Origin of the sequence: Vitreoscilla sp. C1, from assembly GCF_002951955.2 — a bacterium.
GTDB classification, from domain to species: Bacteria; Pseudomonadota; Gammaproteobacteria; order Burkholderiales; family Neisseriaceae; genus Vitreoscilla; species Vitreoscilla stercoraria.
Genome location: NZ_CP019644.2, coordinates 882671 through 901490, shown reverse-complemented (window position 1 = coordinate 901490; position 18820 = coordinate 882671). Strand labels below are relative to the sequence as shown.

The window sequence follows — 18820 nt, the reverse complement described above, 5'->3', positions numbered from 1 at the left end:
CATTCCTTATTAAAGGGCGCCACATAATAGTACAGGACGCTTTCACCCTTGGCAAAAGCGTCCTGTCAATCAGCTACATCACTTATTTCAATGCATCCAATACTTTTGCTGCAATAACGTCCACTGCCACTGTTTGCGATTCATTGTCGCGACGCGCTTGGTATTCTACCTCGCCCGCTTTCAAACCACGGTCACCAATAACGATGCGATGTGGAATGCCGAGCAATTCAGAATCATTCAACAACACGCCCGCACGCTCATCACGGTCGTCCAGCAACACATCCACGCCCTCAGCTTTCAATTGTGCATACAATGCATCCGCCGCTTCACGTACCGCTTCAGATTTTTTGTAATTCATTGGCACAATCACCGCTTGGAATGGTGCCATTGAATTGGTCCAAATGATGCCACGCTCGTCGTTGTTTTGCTCAATCGCCGCAGCGACAATGCGCGTGATACCAATACCATAACAACCCATTTCCATCACTTGGGATTTACCATTTTGGTCTAAGAAGGTCGCTTTCATCGCTTCTGCATATTTAGTACGCAATTGGAATACATGACCCACTTCAATACCACGTACCAATTTCAACACACCTTGACCATCAGGACTGGCGTCGCCTTCGATGACATTGCGCAAATCCACAAACTCAGGCTCAGCTGCATCACGACCAAAATTAAAGCCTGTGTAGTGGTAGTCGTCTTCGTTCGCACCCACAACAGTATCATTCAACAATTCAATCGCATAATCGGCATACACGCGGCCTGTAAAGCCCACAGGGCCCAAAGAACCACCATTGGCACCAAACGCATCTTTGATGGCTGCAGGCGTTGCCATGGTCAATGGCGATTTCACGCCTGCCAATTTTTCTGCTTTGATGTCATTGAATGCATGGTCGCCACGCAACAACAACAATACCAATGAGCCTTCTTCTTCACCTTCTACCACAATCGACTTCACCGTTTTTTCAATCGGTACATTCAAAAACTCAACCAAAGCTTGAATGGTTTTGGTGTTCGGGGTATGGATTTTGGTCAATTCTTGGCTCGCTTGTGCACGTGTGCCTTCTTGACGCAAAGTCGGTGCCAATTCAATATTGGCTGCGTAATCAGAACCTGTGCTGTAAGCAATCACATCTTCGCCACTGGAAGCCAATACTTGAAACTCATGCGAACCTGTGCCACCAATACTGCCTGTGTCCGCTGCCACAGGACGATAATCCAAACCCAAACGGTCAAAAATATTGCAATACGCTTGGTACATCACATTGTAAGTGGCTTTTAATGAATCAAAATCAGCATGGAAAGAATACGCATCTTTCATCACAAATTCACGCGCACGCATCACACCAAAACGCGGACGCACTTCGTCACGGAATTTGGTTTGTACTTGGTAAAAGTTTTTTGGCAATTGTTTGTAAGATTTGATTTCGCTGCGCACGGCATCGGTAATCACTTCTTCATGGGTCGGACCCACGCAAAAATCACGACCATGACGGTCTTGCAAACGCAATAATTCTTTGCCGTAAAATTCCCAACGACCAGACTCTTGCCACAATTCAGCAGGTTGTATCGCAGGCATCACCAATTCAATTGAACCCGCTGCATTCATTTCTTCGCGCACAATCGCTTCAACTTTGCGCATTACACGCACGCCCATCGGCATCCATGTATACAAACCTGACGCCACACGCTTAATCAAACCTGCACGCAACATCAGTTGGTGACTCGGCAATTCTGCTTCTGCTGGTGCTTCTTTTAAAGTCGAAATAAAAAATTGACTGGCTTTCATTGTTTTCTTTCTGCACGTTACAGCGTGCTTTACTATCCATCCACCAAGAGTTTTGTTTGTTATCCACCGCTTGACAAATCAGGCTTTATCCAAAATATTCAAAACCTGTCTTACTATGGTCACATGGTAACCACAATTTGTCACACAAGTCTCTTGACATTATTAAGTATTTGATTTTAAACAATATTAAAAAATTGTCTATTATTTAAGCAATCATGCTGCCAAGCTTGATTTTACTGTATTTTTACGCTCTACCCACAACTTATCTACATATTTATCCACAGGCTATGTGGACAATATTTTGGTGAGTTACACCATCGGCGATGATGGTGCTAGGCAATGCCCAATGTGGTCACTACAAACATGCATCGAGCATTTTTACTAAAAATTCATTAATATCTGCTATTTAACTCGGGTAAACACCAAATCCCACACACCATGACCCAAACGTTTGCCACGAGCTTCAAATTTGGTTTCAGGACGGTATTCAGGGGTTGGTGCATAATCCGTGGCAGTGTTTTGCAAAGCATCAATGCCTGACAATACTTCCAACATTTGCACTGCATATTCTTCCCAATCGGTCGCCAAATGAATATAGCCACCGATTTTCAATTTTGGCAACAATTGCATCACAAATGGCGTTTGAATCAAGCGGCGTTTATTGTGGCGTTTTTTATGCCAAGGGTCTGGAAAAAAGACATGGATACCAGCCAAAGAACCATCAGGCAACATATTGTTCACCACTTCAACGGCATCGTAGCGCATCACTTTCAAATTGCTTAATTCGTTTTCTTCAATCAATTTCAACAAATTACCCACACCCGGCGCATGCACATCAATCGCCACAAAGTCTTTTTCAGGCAAAACCTTCGCAATGTGAGCTGTCGCCGTTCCCATACCAAAACCGATTTCAAAGATTTTGTCATTGTCACGACCGAATACGGCGTTCAAATCAATGAATTCAGGCTGGTATTCGATGCCATATTTTGGCAAACCTTCAGACATCGCCGCTTTTTGCGCATCACTCATGTGACCTTGGCGCAAAACATAACTGCGTATGCCACGTTTGTGACTCACTTCATTGTCAATGTCAGAGGTTTGGTATTGTTTTTCAGATTCTTGTTCGCTCATGGGCTGTATCACTGCAATCATTTCAAAGATTGCCATTATACAAAATTTAAACGTCCTGTCGGGCTTACAGGCCGCTTAAATTTCAATTGCGCACACATCTAGTATGACTTTGCCATTGGCACACCATTATTTGAAACATCGCAACACACACCACATCCCATCCCATTTCCCATCAAAATCACCCAATCAGCATTTCAATCACCTGACAACATTCATTTACAGGCCGCTTGTATGCTGTATTTTTGAAAAAATCACTTGCCATAGCAAGCGTTTAAATACCTGACAAATCTCAATCATGACCAAGCACATTTTTTTATTTATCTTACCCAAAAGTTCCTATATGATGGCGCACCTTTTTTAACTCTCTATTGGAAAATCGACTCTTTCATGGAAATTTTAGACCTACCCATCACTTGGAATGTAGAGCAAATCCTAGATGATTTGGCTCAACACGGATTCAGCGTGATTGACAATGCTTATCCTGCTGCATTTGCACATCAAGTCTTGAACGAATGCATGGACAATTTACAAAAATTTCGCGATGCTGGCATTCAAAGCGGCGTGCAAAGTCACATTCGCAGCGACCACATTTTATGGATTGATACCCAATTGGAAATCGCTCAACAGCACATCCACACCTTAAAAATATTGTCCGATGCATTGAATCGGGCATTTTTTTTGGGCATCAATGACGTTGAAGCGCATTTTGCCTGCTATCACACTGGCGAATTTTACGCCTTACACCGTGACAATCCTCATGGCAAAAATGGTCGTGTCATTTCCACCGTGTATTATTTGCATGAAACATGGGAAGAAGATTGGGGAGGTCAATTGCATTTCAAAGACAAAAATGACGTTTGGCATACTCTCATACCCAAACCCAACCGCATTGCCTTATTCCAAAGTGACTTACTGCACGAGGTTCAATTGGCACAACAACAACGTTTGTCCATCACCGCATGGCTGCGCAACGACCAAACCATTTGGTAACACCATGCCGCCACTCATACCGATGTCGCACAGCGACCTGCATTTTGATGCCAAACATCTTATTTCAATGCCAAAAAGCGTCCTGTAATCGGACGCTTTTTTGATTTTGACTTTGGAGTATTAAGATATTAAAAGGCAATATGTTGACTATATAATGCATTTTGCATTTTTTGCAATTTTAATTGGTCTTCAGTCAAAGCCGAAATCTCATATTCATGCCACGCACCCTCCCATTGAGAAATGCCATTGTAAACATCTTGTTTGGTATGCAAAATTCGATTGGGGTATTGATGAATGTGCTCGCCATTTTTTAAAAAAACAGCCACAAAATCATTCCAATCCTCAGCTGCAAACAAAGTTTGAGCCACAGCTTGTTTGCTTGTATAAGACTCTAACAATACCGCAGGAATGTGGTTGCGTCTGGCCCAAGTCACCAAAGCATGCCCACTATCAGGATAAAATCGCCAACAATCGACAGGATAACGATGTACCACACCATTTGACGGCGCATTCAAATAAAACAAACCGTGTGGCTTTAAAATGCGCATCACCTCTAAAAACACCAACCAAAACATTTCCGAATGTTCAAAACAAGAACTGCTGATGACGATATCCGCCATTTCATCTTCAAAAGGCAAGCTATAAGGATCATCTAATACCACATCCACACCCTTGCCTGCGACAAAATCCACGCCCACATATTCAAAATCCATAGGCACATGAGTTTTAAGAGAGCCATTGACATCTTGCGAGCCAATTTCAACCACTCTTTTAATTTGCCCATCAAATGAAGCGGCGTAGGTTTTAAAAAAAATCTCTGCGTTTTGCATGGCTGTTGGGTGCATGGTTTCATCCTTTTTATCAAATATCATATGCCATTGACAAAAAAAAATCCCATTCATTCCAATCAAATATCATAAAATTAAACAATGTATTTAAAAAAAATACAATAATACCAATGACAAACGTCCTGTAATAATATTACAGGACGTTTGTCATTAAATTTAACCATTAAGCAACTGCCTTTCCAACCAATTTTCCATCTCTTGTGGACTCATTTGGGCGATATCACCGCCACAAATGACCACCAAATCACCTAAATCATATTCGTCGTCATACTCATCTTCATACTCAAAGTCATTCAATTGCACCCCATCCATTTCAGGCTCCTTTTCAATGTTGGCGACAACCACACCTTGATTTGACAAACCTTAATGACATGTAAATTAAAAAACTGGTTCAAGATTACAGGACGCATTTCCAACATTGATTGAGATAGCTCAAAAAAATATCCAGATACAATTGAAATTAAACATATTTAATTCAATTAAAAATTGAAAAACACAAAAAAAGCGTCCTGTAATGATTTACAGGACGCTTGCATGATTTAAAATCAGCTATCAGGCATTTGCCTATCTATCCAATCCCTCATCTCTTCTTCGTCCATACCATCTGCCATATCACCACCACACATCACAAACATGTCTTCCACATCACGACTATCACTTGAGTCATCTTCATATTCGTCTGCATCAAAATCATTCATCCCAATCTCCTAATGCTGTGTATGACTGCTTCAATCTAAAGCCAACCATCCGCTCATATAAGCACTTGTTTTTTTAAATTAACATATGTACTGACTATACAGCAATTTCTTGCACCAAAAAATATTTCAAAAACCATAACCAACCCTACTCCATCCATACAAAAAAGCGTCCTGTAAACTTTTACAGGACGCTTTCAAAATCACAATTCAATTAAAAAATTAAATTAGTTTTTCTCTTGGTCAACCAATTTGTTTTTAGCAATCCAAGGCATCATGTCGCGCAATTGTTTGCCGACGATTTCAATTTGGTGTTCTGCGTTCATGCGACGACGAGCGGTCATTGAAGGGTAGTTCAATTGGCCTTCGTTGATGAACATTTTCGCGTATTCACCAGACTGAATGCGGTACAAAGCTTTTTTCATCGCAGCTTTGGTTTCAGAAGTCACCACTTCCACGCCAGTTACGTATTCGCCATACTCAGCATTGTTAGAAATTGAGTAGTTCATGTTCGCGATACCGCCTTCGTACATCAAATCTACAATCAATTTCAATTCGTGCAAGCACTCAAAGTAAGCCATTTCAGGTGCGTAGCCCGCTTCAACCAAAGTTTCGAAGCCACATTTCACCAATTCAACCGCGCCACCACACAATACCGCTTGTTCACCGAACAAGTCAGTTTCGGTTTCTTCACGGAAATTGGTTTCAATCACGCCGCCTTTGGTGCCGCCGTTAGCCGCTGCGTAAGACAAAGCGATGTCACGAGCGCGACCGGTGTTGTCTTGGTAAACCGCGATCAAAGATGGTACACCGCCGCCTTTCAAGTATTCGCTGCGAACAGTGTGGCCTGGGCCTTTAGGCGCAACCATGATCACGTCAACATTTTTAGGTGGCACGATTTGGTTGTAATGAATGTTAAAGCCATGAGCGAAAGCCAATGCAGCGCCTTCTTTCAAGTTAGGTGCGATAGAATCACGGTAAACAGCAGGTTGGCTTTCGTCAGGCAACAAAATCATCACCACGTCAGCAGCAGCAGTCGCCTCAGCCACTTCTTTAACATTGTGACCTGCATTTTCAGCTTTTTTCCAAGACACGCCATCTTTGCGCAAACCCACAACCACGTTCACACCTGAATCTTTCAAGTTTTGAGCGTGTGCATGGCCTTGTGAACCGTAACCAATAATCGCAACAGTTTTACCCTTAATCAAAGACAAGTCAGCATCTTTATCGTAAAAAACTTTCATTTTATTTCCTTAAATTCCAAAAATGGTATTGTTAAAGGCGTTCTGTAAGGTTTAAGAACACCTAAGTATCTATGTTTTATGTGTCGCGATTCAGATGCGCAACATTCTTTCACCACGACCGATGCCAGCGGCACCAGTGCGGACGGTTTCCAAAATCAAACTTTTTGGCAAAGCCTGAACAAAAGAATCCAATTTTTCAGTGGTGCCCGTCACTTCGATGGTATAAGTACGCTCACTGACATCCACCACACGACCACGGTAAATCTCTGCCAAACGCAAGAATTCATCACGGTCTTTGCCCACAGCACGCACTTTCACCAACATCAATTCACGCTCAACAAAATGCGAATCGTTCAAGTCGATGACTTTGACCACTTCAATCAATTTATTCAATTGTTTGGTGATTTGTTCAATCACTTCTTCATCACCGCGCGTTGAAATCGTCATGCGTGACAAAGTTGGGTCTTCGGTCATCGCCACTGACAAAGAGTCAATGTTGTAACCACGAGCAGAAAACAAACCAATCACACGGCTCATCGCACCTGATTCGTTTTCCATCAAAATCGATAAAATATGTCTCATTATGGCACGCTCCGAGTGTCGTAATCACGATCGTGAACATCGTTCACGTCAGAATCTGCAATGGTTTCACGCATGTGCGGTGGCAGAACCATTTCGTTCAAGCCTTTACCATTGCCTACCATAGGGAAGACATTTTGTTTTCTATCGGTAATGAAATCCATGAATACCATTCGGTCTTTCAGTGCCAATGCTTCTTTCAAAGCACCTTCTACATCGCTTGGTTTTTCAATGCGCATGCCCACATGGCCGTAAGCTTCTGCCAATTTCACAAAATCAGGCAATGAATCCATGTAAGACTCAGAATAACGGTCGTGGTAATAGAATTCTTGCCATTGGCGTACCATGCCCAAATAACCGTTGTTCAAGTTAATCACTTTCACAGGAATACGGTATTGGTAGCAAGTCGACAATTCTTGAATGTTCATCTGAATCGAGCCTTCGCCCGTGATACAGCAAACATCTTGCTCAGGGTTCGCTAATTTGGCACCCATCGCATACGGCAAACCCACGCCCATCGTGCCCAAGCCGCCTGAATTCATCCATTGGCGTGTGCGGGTAAACGGATAATATTGCGCAGCATACATTTGATGCTGACCCACATCGGACGTCACAATCGCTTCATTATTGGTCAAACGTGCCAAAGTGCTCACCACATATTGTGGCAAAATCACATCGTCGCCTTGATCAAAATACAAGCAATCGCGTGAACGCCAAGCCTCAACGGTTTTCCACCATTTTTCCAAAGCCGCGGGTTGCAACATCAATTCTTGCTCTTTCCAAAGCGCAATCATCTCTTGCAATACCAGTTTCACATCGCCCACAATCGGCACGTTCACTTTCACGCGCTTGGCAATGCTCGATGGATCGACGTCTATGTGAATGATTTTTTTAGGTGTGGCCAAAAATTTGCTTGGTACCGAAATCACACGGTCGTCAAATCGCGCACCAATGGCAATCACCACATCGGCTTCTTGCATCGCCAAGTTCGCTTCATAGCGACCATGCATGCCCAACATACCAATGAATTGGCGATCGGTAGAATCGTAAGCGCCCAAACCCATCAAAGTGCCCGTTGTTGGTGCACCCAATAACTTCACAAATTCAGTCAATTCGTTTGAAGCATTGCCCAATACCACGCCACCACCGAAATAAACCAATGGGCGCTTGGCACCTGCCAATACTTGCAAAGCTTTTTTGATTTGACCAGTATGGCCTTTGGTTGCAGGCTGATACGAGCGAATGAACACTTCTTCAGGATAGCTGAATTTTGCCATCGCTTGCGTGATGTCTTTTGGAATATCGACCACAACAGGACCGGGACGACCAGACTCCGCAATATAGAATGCTTTTTTAATGGTTTCTGCCAAATCTGCGATGTCAGTCACCAAAAAATTGTGTTTGACGCAAGGACGGCTCACACCCACCATATCAACTTCTTGGAATGCATCAGAACCAATGGCAGGCGTACCCACTTGACCTGAAAGCACCACCAATGGAATCGAATCGGTATACGCTGTGGCAATACCTGTAATGGCATTGGTTGCACCAGGACCTGAAGTCACTAACGCAACACCAGCTTTGCCTGAGCTACTAGAGCGTGCAAAAGCATCGGCAGCATGTACGGCAGCTTGCTCGTGTCGAACCAAAATATGACGGAATTTATCTTGCTGATAGATGGCATCGTAAATTTCAAGAACTGCGCCACCAGGATAGCCAAAAACGTATTCTACGCCTTCAGCGATGAGAGATTGCACAACAATCTGTGCACCTGATAATTGCATAAACACCTCTTAATAATACGAGTATTCCAAAAGGCATGAACGATTTCATACAAGGCTTGTAAAAAGCACCCAATATTGACGACGATTTTTGGTACGTGACAATACTTAAGTCATGACAATCCATTCACACAATCATTCAAAATAGACGTTGTGGGTTTGAACAACAGAACAACGCTTAAGATACTGCATCGCAACACGAAAAACAAGGCAACAAAATGTCCAATTACTTCACTTATAAACAAATTATCTTAAATATTGCTTATTAATGTCATAAATTAGAATTTAATTTTCACATACACGGAAATTAATATATTTTAATCTTGTTTTATAAAAAAAATTAATTCATATTAACAATTGTAAATAAAATCAATTACATGCCAATAAAATAAAAGCCTGCTTGCTAATGACATTAGCTTTACAGGCCGCATCCAATCTAATCTATAAAATTGATATGATTCACTATTTTCTAAAATGAAGACCCAGGTTTTTGTAAAAACTCCACCTCTTGCATGCTAGATGGTCGACCTAAAACAAAGTTACGATGAGGAAAACGCCCAAACTCTGCCACAATATCACGGTGTCGCTGCGCAAAATCCAAAGTATTGTCATTGGTATGTTGCTTAAACAATGGTAAAGAAGCGTCCTGTATGATGAGCGATTCAGAATGCATCATCGGTAACAAAGCAAATTGTTTCTCCGTTTCACTCAAATCAGCAAACCCTTCTTGGCGCAACATTTCTTGGCACAAAACCAAAGCCATACCATCTTGATCGAAAGCACGGCAATCTTCACGCCACAAATTGCGGCTGAATTGGTCTAGCACAATGATTTCCGCCAAGCGTCCTTGCAAGCTGTCTCGCCAAGACCACAACTCGCCTGCAGTTGCCGCTTTCCAAGTTTCCCAAAAACGCTCACGAATGTGTTCATCGACATCTGAATCTTTGCTAAAACGCTGCTCAGAACTCAACTCATCCAACCAAAAAGCCAATACTTCCTGTATTGATGCCAATTTCATTGTTCTCTCCTTATTCGTGTCAGATACAACCTGATTGCAGCTTGTGATAAGCTTGCTTGATGCTTATTTTACCCAAAAGGTGACCTCATGACTCAATTTGAAGTGTTAAACCAAGCCAAAACCGAATTAAGCCCAGGTTTTGAAATTCTGCGCGGCTTACCACAACGTGCGTTGCGCCGTATTGGTGCGTGGATTTTCCTAGACCATTTAGGTCCCGTACAAGTCACTCGTGCAGAACAATTGCATGTACACTCCCATCCTCATATTGGCTTGCAGACGTTTACTTGGATGATAGAAGGTGAAATCGAACACAAAGACAGCTTAGGCTACCATCAAACCATTCAAGCAGGTCAAATCAACTTAATGACTGCAGGCAATGGCATTGCCCATACTGAAATAAGCTTGAACCCTACAGGACGCTTGCATTCAGCTCAATTGTGGATAGCCTTGCCTGACAGCCATAAAAACATGCCTGCTGCATTTGAAAACTATCCCAATTTGCTTGCCATAAAAACAGATGAATCCACGCAAACGATTTTGGTGGGCTCATGGCAAGGACAGACCTCTAGCGTCAAAGTTCACACGCCTTTGATCGCAGTAGATATCCTAAGCCAACAAACCCATCAGGTGACTTTGCCTTTGAATCCTGATTTTGAATATGGTTTGATGGCATTAGAAGGCAACTTCAGCATAGAACAAACCGATTGCGATGCGTCAGTCTTGGTTTATTTGCCTAAAGGTCAAACTGAAGTGAATGTTCATTTACCAGCCAATAGCCGAGTATTGCTCATTGGTGGTGAACCGATGCAAGAAGAATTGATTGTATGGTGGAATTTGGTGGCACGTACGCAAGCAGAAATCGAACAAGCACGTGAAGATTGGCAAAATCAAAGCGAACGCTTTGGCAATTTAAGCCTATTAGGTGATGGCTGGTTACAAGCACCGCTCATTAATGGCACCTTAAAAGCCAGCGGACCACGTTCTTAATATTGTTTTTATACCATCTTCATGATTGATGTCATGGAGGTGGTGAAAGCGGATTTTCATTAGCATGATGCAACGGCTGTTTTAAAACATCCTCAATACATTACTCAAAACTCCCACCCCAACACATATTATAACGCACCAAATCCAAACATTGAGCCTCATAATCTCCTTCAAAAACCACCGCGCCTTGGTCCATAAAACGCTCTAGCCAACCTGAAGCAGCCCAAGACTCTTTTTGCTCGGGACGCAAATACAGAATTTTGCCATGGCTGCGCATGCGGCCATCTAACATTTGCGACAAATCATGTTCTACTTCTATGACCTCAGGATGGTACAAAGCAAAAGCCAATTTGTGCTTTTTTGCCAATTTTAAAACCTGTGCATTGTCATTTTTTTGAGCGGCAACCACTGCTTCTGCATCAAAAATTTCCACAATGCTATCGTAATTTTTGTATGCCGCTAATTGTATGGAAACATTATTACTTTGAGATTTGGCTTTCAACAAATACATGTCTTTTCACTCCTCATATTTTTGTTTTTATGGTCTATCGAAATAGAATTGATACTGCTTATCTATATTCTCATTGCATGAGAATCTTATTTTTCTCAGATGACTATGACATCAAATTGTTGCTTCATCTTGTATAAAAAATCCCAAAATAAATAACTTCACCAATTAAAACAGTATATTAAATACCTATTATTCATCTATTGGAAAGCATTTAAATCAACAAATGAGCATTTACAATGCCAAAAAACCATCAATACATAAAAAAACGCCCTGTCGCACCGTACAGGACGCTTAGAACACCATTCTAACCCGCGCTACAACACCGACTGCACCCATTGCTCAATTTGTGCAGCACTCATAGCGCCAGAGACACGAGCCACTTCCTTACCCTCGATAAACACCACCATCGTCGGAATGCTGCGGATATGGTAAGGTGCGGCCGCTTGTGGATGCGCCTCGGTATCCAGTTTCGCCAATTGCGCGATACCCAACAAACGGTCTGCCGCCTCTTCAAAAGCAGGTGCCATCGAGCGACATGGCCCACACCACGGTGCCCAAAAATCCACTACCACCGGCAATTGACTGCGCCCAACATGACGCTCAAATGATGCAGCATCCAAAGCAACCGATTTTTCGATTAATAAAACATCTTGGCAATGTCCGCATTTGGCCTCTTGATTTAAGCGCTGCGTGGGCACACGGTTGGTTGAATGGCAATGTGGGCACACCACATGTATGTTCTCGGACATCATTTTTCTCCTTGGCAATTTTCAAACCAATATTATCGTAGTTTTCCCACGCACTGTTTGCCCAAATAAGACTCAAGGCCAATTTGATTTTTATTTTTATTTTTATTTTTACTAAAAATAAAAATTGTTTCAATTTTTTCACAAAAAAACATTGAAACAAATTGGCTGTTATTTTCAATAAATTCATTCGAAAAATTTCAAACTCATACCCACATCTGATTCCAAAATAATGTTTGATATAGCAAAGAAAATTTTTCTATTCAATATTAAAAAAATAATATTTTCATATTTAACATTCAGATATTATTTAACTTTATTAACCATTCCAATTTCAAATTATTTGTAAAAATTCATTGATTTTTCAAATACCATACGCCTATCTTAATGACTTATGCATTTAAAACCAATACCAATCTTTTTTATTCTTTGAAGACCAAAACCATGTCACACAACAACATTTCTTTTTGGGTCAAATCTTTACCAGAACACACTGCATTTAATGCCAATGCCCAAACTTTTGATGCACAAGTGCACCAACATTTTGATGTTGTGATTATTGGTGCTGGTTTCACTGGTTTGTGGTTGGCGTATTATTTAAACCAAGCCCAACCTCATTGGAATATTGCCATTTTTGAAGCCCAACAAGTGGCTTATGGCGCATCTGGACGCAATGGCGGCTGGCTTTCGCCTCACATGCCAGGCATTGTCTCCAAAATGCTCAAGGCAGGTATCAGCCAAGAAAACATCGTGTTTTTCCAACAACAAGTGACCGCCACCATAGCCGAAGTCAGACAAGTTTGCCAAAAAGAAAATATCGATTGTGATTTGCATGAAGGTGGTTTGTTAACGATCGCCATGAACCCTGCACAAGCCACGCGCTTACATAAATTAAAGCAGCACGACCACCAATTTGGCTATCCACAAGACGAAATTGAGTATTTGAATCAAACCCAAGCACAAACGCATTTGAACAGTAACAATGTCAAAGCCGCATTGTTATTCAAACATGGCGCACGCATTCAGCCTGCGAAATTGGCGTTTGGTTTGCGTGATTGTTTGCGCACACGAGGGGTCAAAATTTTTGAAAACAGCCCTGTTACAGCTTTTGGCAAACAACACGTTCAAGTCCAAGGTCAAAAAGTGTCGGCCAATTACGTTGTCAGCTGTACCGAAGGCTACAGCGACGCTTTGCTCAAAAACCGCAAAATCATTCCGGTCAATTCATCCATCATCACCACAGAAGTGTTACCAGAAGCTTTTTGGCAACGCTTTGGCTGGACACAAAAATACCTTTTGAACGACCAATCACACCAATTTTTCTATGCCCAACGCACACGCGATGATCGAATTGTCTTTGGCGGCCGCGGCGCGCCTTATCAATTCAATTCAGTTGATGCAGGCCATGGCCATTTGGACAACGCCACCATCGCTCAATTGCAACACAAATTGGCAGCGGTATTTCCAGAATACCCCATTGCAATTGCGCATGCATGGAAAGGCTCTTTGGGCGTGACACGCGATTGGTGTGCCAGCGTCAGCCTGAGCCCCAACACCCAAGTCGGTCACGTTTATGGCTTTGCAGGCCATGGCGTAGCAGGCACAAATTTGGCCGCTCGCCACATGGCCACCAAAGTTCTGCAGCAACAAAGCGAGCTGGAACGCTTGCCTTGGAACAATTTTCAAAATCCCACATGGGAAACAGAGCCATTTCGTTGGATAGGCATCCACAGCATGTACCGCATGCTCGGTTGGGCCGATCAAATCGAATACCGAAAACAACAACCTCAAACCACCGCATTGGCAAGCATTGCCTACAAAATTTGTGGACTTAACTAAAAACAGCTTCAACCACACACGGAGTTTTTTGATGCATTTGAAACCGATGTTAATCACCATTTGCAGCGCTTTGATTGCTTTGAGCGCTTGTAACAATCCGCCCGCAGAGCCTTCTAGCACACCTATACCAGAAGCCAGCAGCACATCGAGCACCAGCAATAAGACACGCGATTTGACCATCGCTTCTTGGGGTGGCACTTACCAGGATGCTCAGCGTGAAGTCTATTTCAAACCGTTTTCAGAGAAACTGGGCAAATCGGTTTTGGATGAAAACTACGATGGCGGTTATGGTGTGTTACAAGCAAAAGTGCAATCGGGCAACCCAAACTGGGATGTGGTTCAAGTAGAAGGTGCGACTTTGGCATCGGCTTGTGAAGATGGTTTGTTAGAGCCTTTGGATTGGGACAAACTCGGTGGAAAAGACGCTTATTTGCCAACTGCAGTAAACGATTGTGGCGTGGGCGCCATTGTTGTGTCTTCAGTCATTGCTTACGATGGCAACAAAATTCAAAGTGGCCCGACTTCTTGGGCGGACTTTTGGGATGTGAAGAAATTCCCAGGCAAACGCTCACTGCGCAAAACCCCTACTTACACGTTGGAATTTGCTTTGATGGCTGACGGCGTACCACAAGACAAAGTGTATGAGGTTTTGGCAAGCGAAGAAGGCGTAGCACGTGCATTCAAAAAGTTGGATGAAATCAAACCGCATGTGCTGTGGTGGGAATCTGGCGCACAACCTTTGCAATTATTGGCCTCAGGCGAAGTCTCTATGGCATCGGTTTACAATGGTCGTGTCGCCGGCTTGAACCGCACAGAAGGCACCAATTTCAAAATCGTTTGGCCAGGCAGCATGTACTCGATTGACAGCTGGGCGATTTTAAAAGGTGCGGCAAACAAAGAAGCCGCTATGGATTTCATTTCGTTCGCAAGTTTGCCAGAAAACCAAGTGAAATTACCAGAGTTCATGGCTTATGGCTTACCAAACAAGCAAGCGGCGGCCAACGTACCTGAAAAATATGCAACTGAATTACCAACATTTGCAGCCAATATGGAACAAGCATTGCCATTTAACGCAGCATTTTGGGGTGACCACTCAGAAGAGTTGATTCCACGCTTTAACGCTTGGCTGGCCAAATAATTTAGGTTGAAGAGTTTCGTACCATACAAAACAAGCGCCCTATAAAACTTACAGGGCGCTTGTTGTTTGTTTTCAAAAATCAAAACAAATTAAATGCCGCGCAACAATTCGTTCACGCTGGTTTTGCTGCGAGTTTGTGCATCCACTTTTTTCACAATCACTGCACAATACAAGCTGTGGCTGCCGTCTTTGCTAGGCAAAGAACCAGACACAACCACCGAGCCTGCTGGAATGCGACCGTAAGTGATTTCACCGGTTTCACGATCCAAAATTTTAGTAGATTGACCGATGTAAACGCCCATAGAAATCACAGAACCCGCTTCAACAATCACGCCTTCCACGATTTCCGAACGGGCACCAATAAAGCAATTGTCTTCAATGATGGTTGGACTCGCTTGCAAAGGCTCTAACACACCACCAATGCCCACGCCGCCTGACAAATGCACGTTTTTACCGATTTGTGCGCAAGAACCAACAGTCGCCCAAGTATCGACCATCGTGCCTTCATCAACGAAAGCACCAATGTTGACATAAGAAGGCATCAACACCACGTTTTTACCAATGAAAGAACCCGTACGAGCAACCGCACCTGGTACCACACGGAAGCCACCATTGCGGAAATCTTCATCAGTGTAAGCATCGAAACGCGTTGGCACTTTGTCAAAATATTGGTTCACGCCATCGTTCAATACTTTGTTGTCATTCAAACGGAAAGACAACAAAACCGCTTTTTTCACCCACTCGTTCACCACCCAAGCGCCGTCGATTTTTTCAGCACAACGCAATGCGCCAGTGTTCAATTGGGCAATCACTTCGTCCACAGCTGCTTTCACATCAGCAGGTGCTGTGGCAGGTGTGATGTCAGCACGGTTTTCAAAAGCTTGTTCAATGGTGGTTTGTAAATTAGACATGATGCTCCCTAGTTGATTTGATTGACCAACACGCCTGCAACCATTTCTTGTTGCAACTGTTGTTGGCAATAAAGGTTTAAAGCGTCCTGAAAATCTGCAAATTCGATTTCCAAAGCGCCAAATCTGGCCAAATGGTGTGTGTGCATTTGGCAATCGATCAATTCGATGCCGCAAGATTGTAAATACTTTACGGCGTGGACAAAAGCGATTTTTGAAGCATCGCCTGTTAAGGCAAACATCGACTCACCATAAAACACCCGTCCGATTTGAATGCCATACAGTCCGCCCATGAGCTGCCATTGGCTGGCATCTTGTGCAGATTGTTGCCAATATTCAAAGCTATGCGCATGTCCTTGACGGAACATTTGTGTTAATGCCCATTGCAATTCGGCTGTCAACCAAGTGCCGTCTTGTCCTTCTCGTGGCACATTCGCACAAGCGCTTAAAACGGCTTGAAACTGTTGATTGACGGTGACAGCATAGCGACGATTGCGCACGTTTTTGGCCAAAGAGCGACCAATGTGCAAGTTTTCAGGACGCAAAACCATGCGTGGTGCCAAAGCCCACCAACAAATCGGTTGACCATCGCTATACCACGGAAAAATGCCGCGTTGGTACGCGGCAAGCAAACGCTCTACACTCAAATCGCCACCAATGGCCACCAAACCATCGCGCTGCTGTTGGGCGATGGTCAAATCAGGCCAAGACTGAATGTCGTCGTTCAAGTAAGACAATTGCATGATTATTTTTTGGCTTTAGCCTGACATTCAGGACACACGCCATACATGTACAAAGAGTGGTCAACAATGCGAAAACCATTTTCCTGTGCAATTTGCTCTTGAATGGTTTCGATGCGTTCATCAAAAAACTCAATCACACTGTTACATTTAACACATACAATGTGATCGTGATGACCGCCACGATTGAGCTCGTATACTGCTTTACCTGTCTCAAAATGATGACGGATTAAAATTTCAGCTTGTTCAAATTGTGTCAACACACGGTAAATGGTGGCGACGCCAATGTCGCTGTCATCTTCCAATAGCAAACGGTAAATGTCTTCAGCACTCAAATGTGCATCTGGATTTTGTTCAAACAAATCCAAAATTTTCAAACGTGGGCCGGTAACTTTCAAACCGCTGTCTTTTAATTGGGCAATGTTGTTATTGTGATCCATGATGATTCCCACTTGATGTCATAAGCCGCTATAATACCTACTTTCTGGATGGTTGCCCACCGCGATTGCAGCGGTAAATCAGCTTCATAGTAGGCCATCTGCACGACCCTCATCCTGTCACAATTTTTTCATTACTGAACCGAGGTAATCGAGTGAATAAATACATTGTCCTAACTTTAGCCGTAGCTGCCTTGGGTTTGAGCGCTTGTTCATCTGAGCGTGTTTCCAATTTTCCATCATATAAATTGAAAGTTGAACAAGGCAATGAGCTAGATCCACAACGTCTGGCGCAATTGCAAGCTGGCATGACACGCGAGCAAGTGCGTTTGTTATTGGGCACCCCTAGCATTCGTTCCGCTTTCCACGCCAACCGTTGGGATTACCAATTTGCAGTGACTCGCAACGGCATCACTCAAGAAAATCACAATTTAACCGTGTATTTTGATGGTGATGTGTTAAGTCGTGCAGAAGGTTCTGCTTTAAACCCTGCCGAAAAAACCAACGACCAATAAGCGTCCTGTCAGTTTCCAACGCATGTAGATGGCTTCCATGCCATGACATGCGATGCCCACAGTTTGTTAGTTAAAAAAGAAAAAATATGTCTGAGTTATTGAATATTGCCATCGTTGGCGCCAATGGTCGTATGGGTCGTGCTTTGGTACAAGCCATCCACGACCACCCGCAATGCCGTTTATCAGGTGCTTTAGAACACGACCAATCACCTGCTTTGGGCTTGGATGCAGGTTTTACTTTAGGCTTGGAAACAGGCGTTAAAATTTGTGCCGATACCGATGCGGTTTTGGCAGTCAGCGATGTGTTGATTGATTTTAGCCGTCCTGAATCGACTTTAAAATATTTAGATGCTTGTGTGGCACAAAACAAAGCCATGATTATTGGCACTACGGGTTTTGATGACGCAGGCAAAGCCAAAATTGCCGAAGCCGCTGCCAAAATCGGCATTGTGTTTGCCGCCAATTACAGCGTCGGAGTGAATTTAACATTTGCCTTAATCCACAAAGCCGCACAAGTATTGAACGAAGGCTTTGACATTGAAGTCATCGAAGCACACCACCGCCACAAAGTGGATGCCCCTTCTGGCACCGCTTTGCGCATGGGTGAAGTTTTGGCCGATGCCATTGGTCAAGATTTGAAAGATGTGGCTGTGTATGCACGTGAAGGCATTACAGGCGAACGTGAAGCGGGCAAAATCGGTTTTGCCACAGTGCGCGGTGGCGATATCGTCGGCGACCATACCGTCTTGTTTGCAGCCGATGGCGAGCGCGTGGAAGTCACTCACAAAGCTTCTAGCCGCTTGACTTTTGCCAATGGCGCTGTGCGTGCCGCCGCTTGGCTCAAAGACCAACCTAAAGCTTTGTATGACATGCAAGATGTTTTAAACTTGCGCTGGTAAGTTTCAATCGATTGATGATTGT

At 43.4% G+C, this 18820-nt stretch carries 20 protein-coding genes; 6 read left to right on the top strand and 14 right to left on the bottom strand.

Translation table 11 applies throughout. The features are described from left to right. Positions 1–82: 82 nt before the first annotated feature. Entirely contained in the window at positions 83–1792 is a 1710-nt protein-coding gene (locus ADP71_RS04355) for a proline--tRNA ligase (RefSeq protein WP_104931590.1), read from the bottom strand. 402 nt (positions 1793–2194) lie between these two features. Next, entirely contained in the window at positions 2195–2923 is a 729-nt protein-coding gene (trmB, locus tag ADP71_RS04350) for a tRNA (guanosine(46)-N7)-methyltransferase TrmB (protein ID WP_051083017.1), read from the bottom strand. Positions 2924–3310: 387 nt separating this feature from the next. On the opposite strand from trmB, the gene ADP71_RS04345 reads away from it, so the two are divergent. Beyond that, positions 3311–3913, top strand: coding sequence for a 2OG-Fe(II) oxygenase (locus ADP71_RS04345; protein ID WP_104931589.1), 603 nt, complete (start codon positions 3311–3313; stop codon positions 3911–3913). Positions 3914–4041: 128 nt separating this feature from the next. Here the strand turns inward: ADP71_RS04345 and ADP71_RS04340 are convergent, their stop codons facing one another. The 7 genes from ADP71_RS04340 to ADP71_RS04310 all read right to left on the bottom strand — a co-directional run bounded on the left by ADP71_RS04340 (position 4042) and on the right by ADP71_RS04310 (position 10078). Then, positions 4042–4758 (bottom strand): methyltransferase domain-containing protein, encoded by a 717-nt coding sequence (locus ADP71_RS04340; RefSeq protein WP_237343041.1) that lies wholly within the window; start codon positions 4756–4758, stop codon positions 4042–4044. A 159-nt stretch (positions 4759–4917) separates the two neighbouring features. Continuing rightward, positions 4918–5073, bottom strand: a complete 156-nt coding sequence (locus ADP71_RS04335; protein ID WP_158667113.1) for a hypothetical protein — start codon at positions 5071–5073, stop codon at positions 4918–4920. 233 nt (positions 5074–5306) lie between these two features. After that, positions 5307–5459 (bottom strand): hypothetical protein, encoded by a 153-nt coding sequence (locus tag ADP71_RS04330; protein ID WP_158667112.1) that lies wholly within the window; start codon positions 5457–5459, stop codon positions 5307–5309. A 224-nt stretch (positions 5460–5683) separates the two neighbouring features. Next, positions 5684–6700 (bottom strand): ketol-acid reductoisomerase, encoded by a 1017-nt coding sequence (gene ilvC / locus ADP71_RS04325; protein WP_104931587.1) that lies wholly within the window; start codon positions 6698–6700, stop codon positions 5684–5686. 90 nt (positions 6701–6790) lie between these two features. Continuing rightward, positions 6791–7282, bottom strand: coding sequence for an acetolactate synthase small subunit (gene ilvN, locus ADP71_RS04320; protein WP_104931586.1), 492 nt, complete (start codon positions 7280–7282; stop codon positions 6791–6793). Continuing rightward, positions 7282–9063, bottom strand: coding sequence for a biosynthetic-type acetolactate synthase large subunit (ilvB, locus tag ADP71_RS04315; protein ID WP_104931585.1), 1782 nt, complete (start codon positions 9061–9063; stop codon positions 7282–7284). Before ilvB ends, ilvN begins: the two co-directional genes overlap by 1 nt. Positions 9064–9529: 466 nt before the next feature. After that, the gene (locus ADP71_RS04310) at positions 9530–10078 is read right to left on the bottom strand and encodes a DUF924 family protein (RefSeq protein WP_019958483.1); all 549 of its coding nucleotides are present in this window, start codon (positions 10076–10078) and stop codon (positions 9530–9532) included. An 87-nt stretch (positions 10079–10165) separates the two neighbouring features. Here ADP71_RS04310 and ADP71_RS04305 point away from each other — a divergent pair, with 87 nt between their 5' ends. Continuing rightward, positions 10166–11065 carry a pirin family protein gene (locus tag ADP71_RS04305; RefSeq protein WP_019958482.1) on the top strand — a complete coding sequence of 300 codons (900 nt, stop codon included), beginning with the start codon at positions 10166–10168 and terminating at the stop codon, positions 11063–11065. A 100-nt stretch (positions 11066–11165) separates the two neighbouring features. Here ADP71_RS04305 and ADP71_RS04300 read toward each other — a convergent pair whose 3' ends face one another. Together ADP71_RS04300 and trxC are read right to left on the bottom strand one after the other, a co-directional pair. Next, positions 11166–11576, bottom strand: a complete 411-nt coding sequence (locus tag ADP71_RS04300; RefSeq protein ID WP_019958481.1) for a hypothetical protein — start codon at positions 11574–11576, stop codon at positions 11166–11168. A gap of 314 nt (positions 11577–11890) precedes the next feature. Beyond that, positions 11891–12328: a thioredoxin TrxC gene (trxC, locus tag ADP71_RS04295; protein WP_425316043.1), complete on the bottom strand. Its 438-nt coding sequence runs from the start codon at positions 12326–12328 to the stop codon at positions 11891–11893. Positions 12329–12766: 438 nt separating this feature from the next. Between trxC and ADP71_RS04290 the strand changes: the two genes are divergently transcribed. Then, positions 12767–14161, top strand: coding sequence for an NAD(P)/FAD-dependent oxidoreductase (locus ADP71_RS04290; RefSeq protein ID WP_040755798.1), 1395 nt, complete (start codon positions 12767–12769; stop codon positions 14159–14161). A 31-nt stretch (positions 14162–14192) separates the two neighbouring features. Beyond that, entirely contained in the window at positions 14193–15299 is a 1107-nt protein-coding gene (locus ADP71_RS04285) for a polyamine ABC transporter substrate-binding protein (RefSeq protein WP_211206676.1), read from the top strand. A gap of 89 nt (positions 15300–15388) precedes the next feature. Here the strand turns inward: ADP71_RS04285 and dapD are convergent, their stop codons facing one another. Genes dapD through fur form a run of 3 tightly spaced genes read right to left on the bottom strand, consistent with a single transcriptional unit; the run spans position 15389 to position 17387 of the window. Continuing rightward, positions 15389–16210, bottom strand: a complete 822-nt coding sequence (dapD, locus tag ADP71_RS04280) for a 2,3,4,5-tetrahydropyridine-2,6-dicarboxylate N-succinyltransferase (RefSeq protein WP_104931584.1) — start codon at positions 16208–16210, stop codon at positions 15389–15391. An 8-nt stretch (positions 16211–16218) separates the two neighbouring features. Beyond that, positions 16219–16950, bottom strand: coding sequence for a leucyl/phenylalanyl-tRNA--protein transferase (gene aat, locus ADP71_RS04275; protein WP_104931583.1), 732 nt, complete (start codon positions 16948–16950; stop codon positions 16219–16221). 2 nt (positions 16951–16952) lie between these two features. Continuing rightward, positions 16953–17387 (bottom strand): ferric iron uptake transcriptional regulator, encoded by a 435-nt coding sequence (gene fur, locus ADP71_RS04270; protein ID WP_171460922.1) that lies wholly within the window; start codon positions 17385–17387, stop codon positions 16953–16955. 152 nt (positions 17388–17539) lie between these two features. On the opposite strand from fur, the gene ADP71_RS04265 reads away from it, so the two are divergent. Then, positions 17540–17899 carry an outer membrane protein assembly factor BamE gene (locus ADP71_RS04265; RefSeq protein WP_104931581.1) on the top strand — a complete coding sequence of 120 codons (360 nt, stop codon included), beginning with the start codon at positions 17540–17542 and terminating at the stop codon, positions 17897–17899. A gap of 86 nt (positions 17900–17985) precedes the next feature. Continuing rightward, on the top strand, positions 17986–18798 hold the full coding sequence (gene dapB / locus ADP71_RS04260; RefSeq protein WP_104931580.1) for a 4-hydroxy-tetrahydrodipicolinate reductase: 813 nt from the start codon (positions 17986–17988) through the stop codon (positions 18796–18798). Positions 18799–18820: the final 22 nt, after the last annotated feature.